The sequence below is a fragment of the Arthrobacter caoxuetaonis genome, assembly GCF_023921125.1.
In the GTDB taxonomy this organism is placed as follows: Bacteria; Actinomycetota; Actinomycetes; order Actinomycetales; family Micrococcaceae; genus Arthrobacter_B; species Arthrobacter_B caoxuetaonis.
The window spans coordinates 362017-374851 of record NZ_CP099467.1 but is presented as its reverse complement, the minus strand read 5'-3'; the positions used below and the strand labels follow the sequence as shown (position 1 = coordinate 374851).

11 protein-coding genes are annotated in these 12835 nt (G+C 64.9%); 1 reads left to right on the top strand and 10 read right to left on the bottom strand.

Annotation, left to right across the window (positions count from 1 at the left end; translation table 11 throughout):
* Positions 1 to 1252: 1252 nt before the first annotated feature.
* Positions 1253 to 2065, top strand: a complete 813-nt coding sequence (locus tag NF551_RS18935; RefSeq protein ID WP_227897310.1) for a metallophosphoesterase family protein — start codon at positions 1253 to 1255, stop codon at positions 2063 to 2065.
* A 58-nt stretch (positions 2066 to 2123) separates the two neighbouring features.
* Here the strand turns inward: NF551_RS18935 and NF551_RS18930 are convergent, their stop codons facing one another.
* The 10 genes from NF551_RS18930 to NF551_RS18885 form a co-directional block, all read right to left on the bottom strand.
* Complete coding sequence (locus NF551_RS18930; RefSeq protein WP_227897311.1) at positions 2124 to 3155, bottom strand: hypothetical protein; 1032 nt, start codon at positions 3153 to 3155, stop codon at positions 2124 to 2126.
* 122 nt (positions 3156 to 3277) lie between these two features.
* Positions 3278 to 3541, bottom strand: a complete 264-nt coding sequence (locus NF551_RS18925) for a hypothetical protein (protein ID WP_227897312.1) — start codon at positions 3539 to 3541, stop codon at positions 3278 to 3280.
* 85 nt (positions 3542 to 3626) lie between these two features.
* Complete coding sequence (locus NF551_RS18920; RefSeq protein ID WP_227897313.1) at positions 3627 to 4043, bottom strand: hypothetical protein; 417 nt, start codon at positions 4041 to 4043, stop codon at positions 3627 to 3629.
* Positions 4040 to 4912, bottom strand: a complete 873-nt coding sequence (locus NF551_RS18915) for a hypothetical protein (protein ID WP_227897314.1) — start codon at positions 4910 to 4912, stop codon at positions 4040 to 4042. The genes NF551_RS18920 and NF551_RS18915 overlap by 4 nt, the downstream gene beginning before the upstream one ends.
* 546 nt (positions 4913 to 5458) lie before the next feature.
* Complete coding sequence (locus tag NF551_RS18910) at positions 5459 to 6043, bottom strand: 5' nucleotidase, NT5C type (RefSeq protein WP_227897315.1); 585 nt, start codon at positions 6041 to 6043, stop codon at positions 5459 to 5461.
* Between the two features lie 2 nt (positions 6044 to 6045).
* Positions 6046 to 6534, bottom strand: a complete 489-nt coding sequence (locus NF551_RS18905; RefSeq protein ID WP_227897316.1) for a hypothetical protein — start codon at positions 6532 to 6534, stop codon at positions 6046 to 6048.
* A gap of 38 nt (positions 6535 to 6572) precedes the next feature.
* A complete protein-coding gene (locus tag NF551_RS18900) occupies positions 6573 to 7430 on the bottom strand; it encodes a metal-dependent hydrolase (protein ID WP_227897317.1) in 858 nt (285 codons plus the stop codon).
* 68 nt (positions 7431 to 7498) lie between these two features.
* On the bottom strand, positions 7499 to 11863 hold the full coding sequence (locus NF551_RS18895; protein ID WP_227897318.1) for an FtsK/SpoIIIE domain-containing protein: 4365 nt from the start codon (positions 11861 to 11863) through the stop codon (positions 7499 to 7501).
* 221 nt (positions 11864 to 12084) lie between these two features.
* On the bottom strand, positions 12085 to 12669 hold the full coding sequence (locus NF551_RS18890; RefSeq protein WP_227897319.1) for a nuclease-related domain-containing protein: 585 nt from the start codon (positions 12667 to 12669) through the stop codon (positions 12085 to 12087).
* A gap of 5 nt (positions 12670 to 12674) precedes the next feature.
* The gene (locus NF551_RS18885; protein ID WP_227897320.1) at positions 12675 to 12827 is read right to left on the bottom strand and encodes a hypothetical protein; all 153 of its coding nucleotides are present in this window, start codon (positions 12825 to 12827) and stop codon (positions 12675 to 12677) included.
* Positions 12828 to 12835: the final 8 nt, after the last annotated feature.

Genomic DNA, 12835 nt, shown 5'->3' with positions numbered 1-12835 from the left:
CGCGGCACCGCAACTCTGCAACTGACAGACTCTGTGACTTCTTTGCGGTATCGCTTCGCTGCAGCGCATTCGACCACGATCACTGAACACTCACAGAGTCTGTAAGTCTGGGGGATCCACCTCGCAGCCCTTCCTGGCAAGCCATGACCAAGGACGTCATTCCCTGTGGAGAGCTGCGGTCGCCAAGTAACAGACTCTGTGAGTTGCCCTTGTCATGGTTGCCTTGACTCCTGGGAGAACCGGTGCTCGCTGTCTGGCATTGTCAACTAAGCAAGTAACAGACTCTGTGATTTCAAGGGGGATGGGGCCCTGCCGATCTCCCTGGCCAACTAACAAAGTCAGTGACTGTATGAGACCGGACTCTGTTACTCACAGACTCTGTTATTTCCCGATTCCGTGAAGAGATGTGAATGCCTGTGAGTTTGGAACTCTGTTAGTAACAGACTGCGGCTCTCCCAGAGTCTGTTAGTTCTATGCCTGCCCGGTTACCTGGTCGGAAGTCTGCGAGTTACAGAGTCTGTAAGTCCCTGAGCAGGTGTTCCATTGCCCTCAACTAACAGAGTCTGTCAGTTCGCCTTGCCTGGTGTCGGCTCGATCGAAACGCCAGAGTCTGTTAGTTCGGAAGTCTGTTATTCAGGAAGTCCGGGAGTTGGCTCCTCCCAGCGTCACGGAACCCTGTGAGTCTGTGAGTCTGTGAGCCTGGTAGTTCGGCCTATGGCTCATATCTGTCACTCCGGCACTCTGTAAGTCTGTGATTTGCCGGACCGGACTCTGTGAGTTTGGAACTCCGGGACTCTGTGAGTCTGCGAGTCCGGCACTCTGTGAGCTTGGGACTTTGGAAGTCTGTTAGTCCGGGAGTCTGTTGGTCGGCATCGCAGCCCAGGTCCCAGGCATGGGGCGGGGGAGTGGTCAGGCGCGAAGTGACAGAGTCTGGAAGTCTGTGAGTCCGTAAGTCTGTGAGTAACAGACTCTGTTAGTTGCTGTGTGCTCGTTTGGGAGCCTCTCCGCCTTGTGCATGAGTCTCTGGGCCCTCACGGCTCTTCCAGGCCCTCAGGCGGCCATATGCGGCTTCTGGTGCCTACTAACCAGCGGTGGTGACCATCCCGATCCATGCCCACGGCCCCTGAGAGTGCCTTGAGTGGGCGCTTAGGGACGATTTGGGGTTCCCGTCCGCCGGCAGGTGTTTGAGGCCCTTAAAACGCCTCACAGGACGCCGGGGCGGTTCCTGGCCTGCGCCGCACACATAGCCATCATGAATGACGAAACGAATCACATCGTCCTCGCAGGGGACTGGCACGGAAACGTCCGGTGGATGCAGCGTGCCCTGCAGCGGATCCGCGGAGCCGGACACCGGAAGATCCTTCATGTCGGAGACCTGCGGGTCCTGTGGCCCGAATCCGTTGACGGGCCGCTTTCGCCGGCTGAAGCAGAACTCATCCCCGGCGCCAGGGACTACGACGCGTTCACGGTGACCCTCTGCAAGCTGCTGGAGCAGTACGGGATGGACATGCTGTTCGTCGACGGCAACCACGACAACCACCCTGCCCTGCGTGCCCTGCCCCGGGATGAAGACGGGTTCGGGATCATCAGCGACCGGCTCAAGTACATTCCCCGCGGGCACCGGTTCAGCATTGGGGGAGTGCGGTTCGCAGGCCTGGGCGGTGCCTTCTCGATCAACAAGCAGTACCTGACCCAGGGTCTGAACTGGTGGCCTGAAGAGGTCCTCACCCGGGACGACATCGACACGCTCGGATCCGGACCCGTTGATGTACTCCTCACCCACGACGTCCCAGCCGGCATTGACCTGCGGAAAATGTTCCGCCTCCCGGAGGCACTGGAACGCGAATCCCACGCCGGAAGGATCCTGCTCCGTGACGCGGTGCGCAGCACAGACCCTTCCCTGGTCTTCTCAGGTCACTGGCACCAGCGGACCACCCAGGTCATCCCCGGCAGCCGGACAACCGTGCACGTCCTGGACATGGACGGCAGGGGAGGGAACTTCGCAGTCCTGGATCTGGAATCCCTCCAGGTCAGCGAACTGGGAAACCTCCCGCGGATCGCATAGGCCAGAGAAACACCAGAGGGGATGCAGCATGGCGCTGCATCCCCTCTTTCATCTGGTCCTATTCCCGGTCAGGGACCCTTGAGGCGGCTTCCATGATGACGTCGTCGAAGCGGATGTTCACGATCTGCCCGCGGCCGGCGTCCGCCTCGTCCCCGCCGGGAACTTCCCGAACGGTCGCACCCTGCTCGACCAGCTGCTCCACACCCGCAGAAACGACCGGTCCGAGGACGGATCCGTGGAGCTTGCCGTTCTCCCGGGATGCGTTGACCGTTCCGTCTTCCTCCAGATGAAGGGAGGTGAAAGGTATGCCCCGGCTCAGGACCTCCACTCCGGTGATCTTCCCGGACGAATCGACATAGCAGTCGAGCTCATCCAGGTCAGCGTCGGGGAAGACGTGCCGGGCATTGACTGCAGCCCTGGAGGCCGCCCAGGCCCTCTCATCCCGTTCGTGGCGCTCAATCGCGTTGTTCCACGAGTCGACCTGGCGTGAAGAGAGCGCATCCCTGGCAGCGGCAGCTGAAGGGGCAGAGCCCGTGGTACCGCCGGTATGCCGTGCATACGCGTTGCCGAGGACGCCCTCAAAAGGGAGCCGGACAGTCTTTATCCCGCCAGTGAGGTAGGGGTTGTCTTCAACGGACGCACCCTGGTCCGTGAGGCTGTCGAGGCTTCGGCGGTTCAGGTGTCTGAGCACGCGGCCCTCTACCCAGTCGCTGGATCCCCGGTACCGGCCTGCCTCGTCAAGCCAGACAGAGCCGACCAGGTTTTTACCGTTCAGGATCTCCAGCTCCGTGATAGTGCCGTCGCTGTCGACGTTGTATTCGAGGGAGTCAGCGCCGGGGAAGAGGTCCTGGGCTGCCAGCGCAGCGTTCGATGCAGCCCAGGCTTCTTCTTCCTCATGAAGCTTTTCCTGCATAGCGGGCCAGGACTGCTGCCGGCGCTCCTTGAGCGCGATCGTGGCATCGCCGACCAGTATCCGTGAATGGCGGCCGGCAAGGGAGACGCCGCTGGCTTCGCTTTTCGTGTCGGGGGCGAACTGCCCGCCGGAGGGAACACCCTGGGGCTGGCGTTTTGGGTTGCGAGGAAGTGTCATGCCCATCTGTGTGCGGCTGAGACAGCAACCGGCAGGGGAGCGCACTAGCCGGCCGGTGAATCCGGCAAAAGAAAAGCGCCGCAGGTCCCCATGGGTCTGCGGCGCCGTCATGGCCAACCGGATCAGGCTGCTGCTGCTGCTGCTGCTGCTGCTGCTGCTGCTGTGCTCCGCTGCCCGAAGACCGTGCTGATCTGTTCGATGTCTCCGGCGCCGAGCCCGTACGCTGCCGCGAGGACTTCTGCCTGGGCGGCAAACTCATCCTCGGATGCCAGGTCCAGGGTCCGGGCGATGTAGGTGGCGGAGCACGTTTCGATCCCCAGCTTCCGGGCCAGGTCAGCCTGCTCGTTCGTGCGGGTGTCTTCCGTGGTCATTATCTGGACGCTCATGGGATCTATGTGTGCGGACAGGCTGCCGGCTCTCACCGCCCCGGGCACGGAAAAGGCCCGCCGCGGGAGTGCGGCGGGCCTTTCATCATGACGCCATGCGCTGCTGGCCTCTTTCAGCCAGCAGAAGTTGCTTGCACAGATGCAGTCCGATCGCGTTGGCCGGAACCCGTCCCTGGCCAGACCGCACCGTCTCGGTGAGCCGGTCCACGGCCTGGTCGATCTTCCAGTCGCTTCCGGCCGCTTCACGGAGGGCAGCAACCTCGTCGATCCGGTTGACTCCCACCAGCCTTGCTGCAGTCCCGTCCTCGATGGCTTCCCGGACGGCGTTCCGCGCCAGGTGCCTGCGCCGTTCCGGGTCCATCGTTCCGCCGGTCATGTTCTTCAGCAGGGCGTTGTCGTGACGCCTCACCTCTGAGAGCGAAACAGGGGCCTCCTGCTGCTCCTTGGCAGTGAAGCGTCCGCCTTCCGGCACTCCGGGCTTTACCCGCGGCCGGAACATCACTTGTTGTCCCCGCCGTGCTCTAGGTACGTGAACATCATGTCCACGCGCCGGGAGGCCTTGGGGCTGTACTGGTCACGTTCGTAGATCTTGCGCAGGTCGCCCCGGATCTCGTCCTTGCTGCCCAGTCCCGTGCGGGCGAACTTGGCCAGGACAGGGTAGGGGCCGCTCATGCCCATGTCGTAGGCGATGCGCAGTGCTGCAGCGTCGGGCAGTTCGCGCTGACCCAGGCGTGCCTCGATGATGCGGTCGACCTCTTCGGTGCCCATGCGCTCGGACTCGGGCTTGCTGGCGTGGAAGCTCTCGACGCAGGCGGTCGCTTCGACGTGCTCGTAAAGGAGCCGGGACAGGTTCTCGGAGCCGAACGTTCCGGGATCCTCCTCGTTGGCCAGATTGACGATCCGGGTTTGGTTCCATGCCGCGTCGGAGATCTTGTCTTCGGTGGGGTTCGGGTCGTTGATGGCGAGGGTGCATTCAGCGTCGATGGAGTCCCACCGGTCTCCGGATAGGTCCACGCCGTAGCGGGTTGCCATGAAGTCGGTGATGGCCGGCTGATAGCGGGTCAGCCACTCTTCGCGCTGGTCTTCGGTCAGGTCTGGCTGGTAGTGCTCGACGAGGGCGTGGAAGTTCACGGCCCGGGACGGGCACACGAGGTACTTGTCCGGGTCATCCTCGTCCCGGCTGACGGTTAGCCGTTCGATGACTTCGCCGTCGGCCAGCTCCGGGTAGATCTCGTCTTCGCCGGGCGCGATGGTGATGGGGCGGTCGGCCGGATTCGCCAGGGCGACGCCGGTAGCTTCAGGGTGGTTGGACGGGGCGAACTGCCCGCCTTCTGGGGTGCCCTCGGGGCGCCGGTTGTGGAGTGTATTCATACCCCTTCTGTGTGCGGCTCCGCAGGTTCACCGTCAGGGGCGGCGGTTTTGGCAGCCCGAAGGTCCGCCAACTGCCTGCCAACCCGCTGCCAACCGGATCCAACCGTCTGCCAACTAAAACCGGGAACTCGGTTGGCAGAGAAAATCCGCGGAATCTAGGGGCAAAATAGGGGGTCCCCTATATACAACCAACTTAACCAACCTGTTAAGAGAGTTATATATATAAGGGGGCCATATATATAAGCCCCTCCTTCTCCTCGCGGTATATATATACCCCTCTTCCTTCTAAGTGCGTACTTAACCGGTTGGCAGAGTTGGTTTAGTTGGCAGAGATCGAAAAATCCGCGGGATTCCGGGGCAAAACGGGGGTACCTCCCCCTAGTGCCGGTTGGCAGGAGGGGTGTTTTCGGTTGCCAGAAGGTTGGCTGATACGCGTCCGGAACCCGTTTTTGGGCTGTTTCGGTGCCTGAGGCGACGAAAACGGGCCCGAACGCACGAAGGGCCGCACCCGGTTGGACGGGTACAGCCCTGGCGGAGGGAGTGCTTTCAGGCGTAGGAGGGCTCAATGAGCGGCAGCACGGTCTGCTTCCAGTCCTCCCATTTCTCGATCCTGGGCACGGATTCGACGTACCTGTTGTACGGACGGGTGAAGAGCAGGTGCTTCCAGGAGGGCTCCATGGACCCGGTGATGCTGGGTTTGTCGTCGATGAGGACGGCACCGGAGACGACTGTTTTGTCGTAGGCGATGATCGTGCGGTTCACCCATTCGGGGCCCACGTGCCGGTCCATCCATTCGTACTTGTCCTGCACGCAGGTCGGGTTGCCGTAGGTGGGGGTGGTGACGACGAGGACGTTCAGTCCTTCGCCGGCCATCTCGCGGAGCACTTCGACGGCACCTTCGACCGGGCGGAGGTTCCTGAAAAGTCCGGGAGTGTTCATACCGGCCGCGAGGGACTCCGGGTTGAAGCCGGGGCCGCCGAGGTGCGCGTATCCGGTGCGTTCCTCATGGGGCACCAAGGGGTAGTCCGGGTCGGCGGCGACCAGTGCCCTGTCGAGGCCTTCAAGGTAGTAGGCGATCACTTCGTCCATGTCGACGAGCACGGTCGTGTCCCGCGCGTGCTGTGCACCCATCCTTAGGCAGCCCGGCGGAAGGCAGCGTTTTCAATCGCGGCATGGAAGGCAGCCGTGTTGGCCAGGTCAGCCCAAAGGGTCTGGTTCTTCTCGTGGCCCTCTTCCAGGAAGGATTCTTCGGTGGAGGAGTCGGAAGGTTCGACCAGCAGCTCATAGCTGTGCTCGGGGTTCAGGACGTACCCGGTGTTATCCCAGTGCTTCATTTCCGTGTGGACGGCGAACCGGATGAGGGTTCCCAGGTGCTCCCGGCGTCCGGCCGGAAGGTCGGCGAGGGCTGCTTCCATGTCGGCAACGGCGACCGCGCGGGGCAGGGGTGCCGATCCTCCCTCCCAGTATTCGGGGTAGGACTCGCGGATGGCGTCGGCCGGTCCTGCCAGGGCAATGAGGTCTGCCGCGGCAGGCTTGGGCAGTGCGAGCAGCTCCCGGGTCAGGGAGGGGCCGTGGGTCGTCTCAAAGGCTTCGTCAAAGTCGGGCATGCTGGTGTTCTCCATACCCCCTATGTGTGCGGCAAGGGGCGGGTCTTTCTCCGCTAGCCGAGACCGGACAGGGCCACGATGCTGCTCAGCCCGTCCTGTCCCATACCGACCATGGTCGCCCCGACGCCGATGACTGCATAGAGGCCGATGGGAATCAGCAGCAGCCATTCCCGTGCCGAGCCGGCATTGCCCAGGACGGGGAAGGCAAGGTAGCCGTTCTTCTTCCAGCAGTCCTTCAGCACGGGCACGTTCTGCAGGGCCTTCGGGGGTTTGATCGTGAACGGCCACGCCAGGTTGCAGCCGCCGGTGGTCATCATGTCGCCCAGGATGTGGACGATGACGCCGACGCCCATCGCCAGCGGGAACCAGAACTGCTCCTCCGGCGCGAACAGTGCGATGAACAGGCCGACGGTCAGCCCGACCGCCCACGGGGATTTGCGCATCCGGTCCGGGATGATCTTCAGCGCCTTGGCTGCGAAACTCACGAGCAGGACCGAGAGCAGGCCTGCACCGGGGTAGATGGTGCCGAACCATTCGGTGTCGATGGTCCAGAGCCCGGCAACCCAGGCGACGGCGACGAACGCGATGATCCCGATGATCGAGTGGGTTCCGTGGCGGTGGCCGCCGGAGACCTTTCCGATGGCAGCGCACATGGCGTTGGAGAGCGGCGGCAGCGAATGGGCGATGGTGGCGTTGTGGTGGTCGGCGTCCGGCATGAGGGCGGCGCCGGCGGTGACCAGGGCTCCGGTGATGACTCCGACGGGGCTTACCTCAAGCAGGCCCATACCGATGTCGAACCCGTGCTGGCCCAGGCCAAGCTTCTCGGTCAGCAGGGAGATGTCGACGTGGATCTGCGTGGTGAGTGCGACCCAGGCAGCTGCACCGCACGCTGCGTGGTGGGATCCCATCATGGGAGTGGTCCTTTCAAAGGTGGGGGGGGTTCTCCGGCCGGCGGCCGCCGGGCCGCCGGCTGAGGGGATCAGGCGAAGGAGTCTTCGTCCGGGTCAGGTGTCCTGCGCCGCGGCCGCGGATCAGCGAACGGGTCATCGTCGTCGGCGCGGTAGGTCCGGACGACAGGCCTGGAGGGGAGGGCGAACGGGTCGTCTTCTTCCTCGTCGGCCGGTGCCGGCGCGGGTTCCGGTTCCCGGGGGTCCCAGTCCGCCACGGCGTTGATCTCTGCCGGTTCCGGAGCGGCATCGCCGGTTTCGGGCTTGCCTGCCTTGTCGGCGTCGAAGTCCCAGTCGTCATCGCCGGCGGGATCTTCATCGACTGGCCCGGGGGCCGGTGCCGGTGCTTCAAGCTCCAGGAGGGGGCTCTCTTCTGCGGCGAGGAACGCGGCGGCTTCCTCGAGCATGTCCACGGTGAGGCCGGTGTCCGGGTCCGGGACGGTGAACATGGCCTTCACTCCGGCGGCCCGGAAGGCATCGGCAGCAATGTCCCGGTAGGAGACGCCGAGCACGAAGTCCTCTTCGGAGAGTTCGTCGTCCAGCCATACGACCCGGCGGACGAGCGGATTCGCGGCCAGCCAGGCCAGGGCGGCGTCGATCTTCCACCAGCCGGTGTCATCCGAACCCGACTCCATGGCTTCCACGGCGCGCGGGAGCAGGTGGCCGAGATGCTTCGGGGCGTCGGAGACCCAGGAGCTCAGCCACACCTGGCGTGCAGGGATGAGGGCTGCGCGGGCCAGGACTTCCGGGTGGTAGGCGATGGCGCCGCGGTAGGGGACGTCGATACGGGCCATGCCGGGTTCGTGGACCATGGGTGCCAGTGCCCCGTCGATGTCCAGGAACATGGCCGCGGCCTCGTCCTCGACGACGTCCGGGATGGGGGGTGCCTCCGGTGCCGGCACGGTGTCCGGTTCGGCCGTCGTTTCTGTCCCGTCAGCGTCCCCGTCCTCGTCAACGAGGTCCATGTCGTCCCAGTCCAGGTCATCGAGTTCGATCTCGATTTCGCCCAGGTCCACGATCCCGCCGGTCTCCGGTGCCGCGGGAAGGATTTCCCCGAAGGGTTCGGGCATCTTGGGCATGAACGGTTCCAGGTTGAGCATCTCGGCTTCGGTGAGCGGCTCGATGAGCTCGGCGACCTTCTGGGCGAGGATCTTCTGCTCGGCCGGGTTGTACCAGGCCTGGATGGCCATGGCAGGCCCTGCAGTCGTCTCGAACAGTCCGCGGCCCGGCGGGATGGCATCCCCGAGATCCGGTGCGTCCTGCGGGGCGCGCAGCGCGGACTGCTTGTCGCCGTACGTGGCCTTGCCGAGCAGGAGCCGGGACAGGTTGACCTTCAGGTCGCCGGCACCGGGAATGGTGTCGAGCATCTTCGCTGAAAGCTTCTGCGTCGCCAGGAACAGGGTGACGCCGGCAGAGCGGGCTTCACGTGCGATCTTGCCCGCGTAGACACCGACTTCGGTCTTGGCGCGGTTGGTGGCCAGAACCATCTCGCGCTCGGCATCCATCTCCGGGTCATCGCTGGGGACCGGGACGGGGTCCTGGCCCATCAGGGAGGTGAACTCGTCCAGGAGGATGCAGATGTGCTTCGGGCGGATGTCTTCGGGCAGGTCGCGGTAGTTGCCGACGGCGTGTGTCTTGTTCAGGTTCTTCCGGCGCAGGACCTCGGCGTAGATGCCCTTCATCATGGCCGCGGCCGTGAAAGGGCTGTCCGTGAACGCCTTGGCGTACGGCTCGGCGAACTTGAAGTCGGCACCGCCCTTGGTCGGGTCGGCCACGTACAGTTCGTAGCCGCGCACCAGGGCCCCGTAAGCCAGTGACTGCAGGAGCACGGACTTGCCGCCGCCGGAGGCACCGGCGATCAGCAGGTGCGGGTCGACCTTGAAGTTGTACTCCACGGGTTCGCCTTCGATGCCGGTGGCGAAGGGGATGAACTTGGAGGCCTCGATGTGTGCCCAGTCGTAGTCGGCCTTCTCCGGCATCGGGTTCACTTCGCAGACCATCAGGCGCACCGCGTTGGGCTTGTCCTTGATGCGGCGGGGCTCCACGTACGCGTTCCCGGAGGTGGACTCCAGCTTGGGGCGCGCTGCGGTGAAGTTGGTGAAGTCCAGGCCGGTGCCGGTGAGGTCGAACTCGATGGAGGAGACGGCAGGGTTCTTCGGCAGGAGCTCCTTCTTCTGGTAGACGGGCAGCAGGCCGCCGATGCCGGAGACACCGGAGTCGAGGAAGTTCTGGTCCCAGTCGAGCTTGGCGGCCATGTCTTCCCAGTGATTGGTGGCGAAGATGATCCCGTCGCCGCCCGGACGTGCGCCGGCAACGATCGAGACGGACCCGTCCTTGCTGACGGCGATGCGCAGCCACTGCGAACCCCAGTGCTGGCGGATCTTGTTCGCCTGGGCGCGCAGCTCGGCGAGGGTGACACCGCCGTGGAGGGAGAGGTCGATCTTCCAGATGTGCTTGTACGATTCCGGCTTCGTCAGGCAGGTGACGCTGTCGACTTCGGGCCGGTCGGCCAGGCGGGCAACCTTGAACGCTTCGTTGACGCGTCCGGCGAGAACCCACTTCGGGGCGTCGCTGCTGCGGCCGCGGCGGACACCGGAGGCCGGCTTGAGGTCATCGGGGCGGCTCGGCAGGGTTTCGTGCGACCAGTAGATGGAGAAGGCCTGGGCGTGGCGTTCACCCTTCCGGGCGCCCGGGAAGCCGGTCATGGCGACGAACGGGGCGGCCTGCAGGACGGTGGCCAGCTTCGGTTCGAAGGCACGGAACTCCGAAGGCGGCATGCCCTGGCGGGTCACGAACGCCATGTGGTGGATCGTCTGGCCGGTGGAGAGCTGGGCTTTGGACTTGGTCTCGTACTGCATGACGGGTGGGTTGGAACCCTGCTTCATGACTTCGATCCACCGGTTGTCCCATTCGTCTTCCTCGCGGAGCTTCTCCATGGAGGACTTGTCGAGGCCGGACTGCGGATCCCAGCGGGTGCTCTCGTCGTAGAGGGCGCCCGCGTACAGGACACCGAGGCTGTTCATGGCACGGTGGTCGACCAGGACCGGGGCATTGAACGCTGCAGCGAAGTCGGGGAGGCCCTGCGCGCGGATGTAGTTCGCCGGCGGGCCGCTGGGCAGCAGCCAGGTCACCGCCCACGCGTTGCGTCCTGCAGGTGCCGGGGGCGCTGCGGCTTCAGGCTGGGAGTCCGGATCTTCCTCGGTGTCCGGCTCGGCGGCGGGTGCTGCCGGTGCCGGCGGAACGGTCAGGAGGTGGACGTCATCCAGGAGCGGACGCGCGAAGCCCTGCTTGTCGGCCATCCAGACGATGGCGCTGCGGGCGAGCTCGTAGACGACCTCCTTCGGGGTCTCCGGGTCGGTGATGTCCGGCAGCTGGTCCGAGGGCCAGCGGACGATGTCGAAGCGCAGCGGGTGGGTGGTGCCCGGCATGGGCTGGCCGTTGGAGTCCAGATTCGGGACGGAGATGATCGCCATCCGGGATCCGGTTCCCACGGTCGGGGAGATCTTCGGTTCCATGGCCAGGTACGCCATGGCTCCCACCGATGCCGGGGCATCGAAGGTGTCGATGATGGCGGGGCCGACTTCGCGGCGGTCGATGAGGCGCGGTTCCGGATCCTGCTTCAGCATCATCCAGCGCGGGCGCCATTCATCGCGTGCTTCCACGACGACGCGCCAGTGTTCCAGGGCGAGCGTGATCCACGGCTTGGAGAGCAGTGACAGGGGCCCGCCTGTCAGGGACAGCAGCCAGATGGCCGGCTCCGGAACACTGGGCAGGCCGGCGGCCGCGGTGAGCACAGGAACGAAAACGCTGAGGATGGTTCCGACGGTGGCGCCAAGGGCGAGGCCCCCGATGCCCAGGCCTGCGGTCAGTGCCGTCTTCGTCGTGGCCAGTGCGATGAGCGAGTCGATGCGCGCACCGGGGTTCTCATCGTCGGCGACCATGGTCCGGCGCCGGGATGCGCTCAGCTGGGCGACCGTGATGAAAGCGGCTGCAGCGTTCACCCACTGGCCCCAGTCCCCGGTGTACGGGTTGGCGACGGGAAGGAAGTAGGCGGCAGCGCCGGCCCACACGGCAGCGATGAAGGAGAGCAGCGGCTTCTTGCCCGGCAGCCAGTCCAGGCTTGGCATGACGAGCTTGAACTTCAGGTCTTCCCAGAACCGGTACTTGTTCATGGAGGCGGTCTCGCCGGGGGAGCCCGGGGTCGGGTAGCCGCGGACATCCTTCTTGCCGGTGAACATGGCCGGCGGGTACATCCACGCGTTCACGATGAGCGCCGCCCAGAATGCTGCGAGCCCCGGGTAGCCGGAATAGATGCCGAAGCCTGCGACGGCGGCTCCGGCGAGCAGGACGACGCCGGTGACGGGCTTGCCGGGTGCCTGGTTTCTGCGTGCCGCCATGAGCGGACTCCTCCTGGGTGTGTGTGGCCTGACGGCCCCGGCCTGCGCCGGAAAGGGTTACCCGGCCCGGGTGACGGTGCCTTGATCCGGGTTTTGGCCCGGGGCTGTCCGGCGGTGCGGGAGCGGGTGCTTCATGCCCTGGGACATGCGTAGGCAAGACAGGTAAGGCCGCCGGGGATGCCCCTGAGGAGCAGCCCCGGCGGCCTGGTGGTCCGGCTGGTTCAGCGGTAGCCGGCGGCGGACCTGGATGGTTTGACGATCAGTTCCGCGAGGCGGGAAACGATCCGGTCATCGGCTGGGGTCCGTCCAATGAAGGTGCGTGCTGCAGCCTCCAGTGAGCGGCCGGGAATGATGACGGCACCGGGTACGCGCAGGAACGCGGTCCGGAGCGGTTCGTTCGGCCGGGAGGGCCAGATGACCAGGCGGGTTGCCAGGACACTCGCGCCGGTTCCCTTCAGGTGGCGGGAGACGGCTTCGCTCACCCAGGTCTGGTCCTTGGCCGTGTGCGGAACCTTCTCGAAACCGCGGCGGTTCACTCCGCCCAGCGACCAGTAGAAGCCCGGCTTCCACATCTTCGAGTCCAGGATCATGACGCGTTTGCCCGAGACAATGATGTGGTCCATGTTGGCTTTGAACCCGGGGATCGGCACGCGCAGGTCATGCATGACGGCCGCCTGCTGACCGAAACCGTTCAGGATGGTCTCGGATAGCTGTTCGCCTTTGGCGCCGACCCTGGCGACGGCTTCGTTCACCGCCCAGCTGGTGTCGGCGAGCCCGGTGGCGGCGCGGCCGTAGATTCCGTTCACGGCGGTTACCAGAAGAGGTTGATGACGAACCAGACGCCGAGCAGGAGCAGGCCGGCACCGAGAACCTTGCTGCCGGATCCTGCCAGCCAGTCCTCGATCTCCTGCTTTTCCTTGTCGCGTTCGCTCTTGACCCGGTCTTTGATGTTTCGTTCGCTCATGTCCGGGG